The sequence below is a fragment of the Rhizobacter sp. P2_H2 genome, assembly GCF_056403375.1.
The window spans coordinates 1-1,927 of record NZ_JBFUFP010001024.1 but is presented as its reverse complement, the minus strand read 5'-3'; the positions used below and the strand labels follow the sequence as shown (position 1 = coordinate 1,927).

1 protein-coding gene and 1 pseudogene are annotated in these 1,927 nt (G+C 69.5%); one reads left to right on the top strand and one right to left on the bottom strand.

Annotated elements, in window-relative coordinates:
• A pseudogene (locus tag AC1D15_RS29585) lies at positions 1–197 on the top strand (alkaline phosphatase D family protein); the annotation flags it as partial.
• A 2-nt stretch (positions 198–199) separates the two neighbouring features.
• On the opposite strand, the gene AC1D15_RS29580 reads toward AC1D15_RS29585, so the two are convergent.
• The coding region (locus AC1D15_RS29580) for a PQQ-dependent sugar dehydrogenase (protein ID WP_477828830.1) at positions 200–1,927 on the bottom strand (1,728 nt) is incomplete at its 5' end.

The following is a 1,927-nucleotide window of genomic DNA, read 5'->3' as shown; positions in this document are numbered from 1 at the left end:
GGCCGAACAAGCCCGATGCCACCTTCGGCGTGCAGGTGGTCTACGGGAAGGCGCCGCCGTCGCAGAACGTGGCGCCGAGCGAGGGCTACCAGTTCTTCGGGCAGGTCGACATCGACGCGAAGACCAAGGCGTTCACGGTGAACCTGAAGGACCTGGCGGGCAGCACCTTGTTCACCAAGACGCTGCCCGCCGCGTAGCGTCAGTTCGCCGAGATCTTCACGATGCCGCCGCGGCGCAGGATGTACAGCGCGCCGTCGGCACCCRTCAGCATGTCGACCGGGTCGCCATCGAGCTTCGCGAACGCATAGGCGGCGTTGCCGTTCGCGAGGTCGATGCGGCCCACCGTGTGCGCCACGTAGTCGGCGAAGAAATAGCTGCCGCGGTACATCGCCGGGAAGTTGCCGCCGGCCGGGTAGAACGTGCCGCCGGCGATGCACTGGCCGACGAAGAAGCCGCCAGGCCCGTTGCCTTCGGGATTGGTCGCGCTGTGCTTGTAGGTGAACAGCGGGGCCGTCATGCCGGCGGCAATGCGCTCGTTGCCTTCGGAAGTCGGCCAGCCGTAGTTCGCGCCGGCCGTGCCGACGTTCACCTCTTCCCAGGTCACCTCACCCACATCGTTGATGTGGATGCGGCCGTCGGTCGGGCGCACCGCGAACGTGAACGGGTTGCGCAGGCCGTAGGCCCACACCGCGCCGAAGTCCGCGCCGTTGCTTGCCGCAAAGAACGGGTTGTCGGTCGGGATCGTGCCGTCGTCGTTCAGGCGCAGCAGCTTGCCCCACAGCTGGGTCTTGTCCTGCGCCGGCGTGCCGCGCGCGTTGTCGCCGACGCCCACGTACAGCTTGCCATCGTTGCCGAAGTGCATCGCGCCGCCGTTGTGGTTGGTCGCGGCCGACAGGGCCGGCAGGTTGAAGATCACGGTCGGATTGCCGGGGGCCGCGACATCGCCGGCGGCCGTGTAGCGCGTGATGCGGTTGTGCGTGCCGTTCTGCGTGGTCGTGTGGTAGACGTAGACCCAGCCGTTGGCCGCGAAATTCGGGTGCAGCGCAACGCCGATCAACCCGCGCTCGCCCTGCGAGTCGACATTCGCCAGCGAAACGAAAGGCTGCACCTGCAGCACGCCGTTCTTCACGACGCGCAGCGTGCCACCCTGCTCGGCGACGAACAGGCGGCCGTCCGCCGCCTGTGCGAACGCGGTCGCGCTGGTCAGGCCGTCGACCCACGACTCGTTCTTCGTGAAGCCGGCAGGCAGTGCCACGGTGCCGCCGAACTTGACGGTGACCGCGGTCCAGTCGGACTTGTTGCCGGCGGCGTCGCGGGCGCGCGCCCGGATCACGTGCTGGCCGCTCGCATGGTTGGCCGTCACGACGCTCGCGCTGAACGGCGCCGTCGTGTCCTCGGTGCCGAGTGCCGCGCCGTCGAACTGGAACTCGACACCGGCGACGCCGACGTTGTCGGTCGCGGTGGTGGTGATGTTCAGCGTGCCGGTCAGGTTGGTCGCGAGGTTGACCGGCGCGGTGATCGCGATGGTCGGCGCCTGCGTGTCCGGGCCTTGCGGGGTCGTGACGGTCACGGTCACCGCGGTGCTGGTGGTCGCCGCACCGGTGTTGTCGGTGGCGCGTGCGGTCAGCGAATGGGCGCCTGCCGTGGCAGGCGTCCACGAGAAGGCGAACGGCGTCGCCGTGTCGGTGTTCAGCAGCGTGGCGCCGTCGAGGAACTCGACCTTCGCGACCGTGCCGTCCGGATCGGCCGCGGTGGCCGTCAGCGTCATCGCGGTGCCGACGACGCCGGTCGCGGCTGCCGCGAGCGTGACGGTCGGCGGCTGGTTGGTCGCCGGCCCCTGGTCGGTGAAGGTCGCGGTGTAGGTGGTGTCGGCCGCCGGCGTCGAGATCGTGTGCGTCGCGCTGCCGCCGTCGCTCCAGGTGGCGAA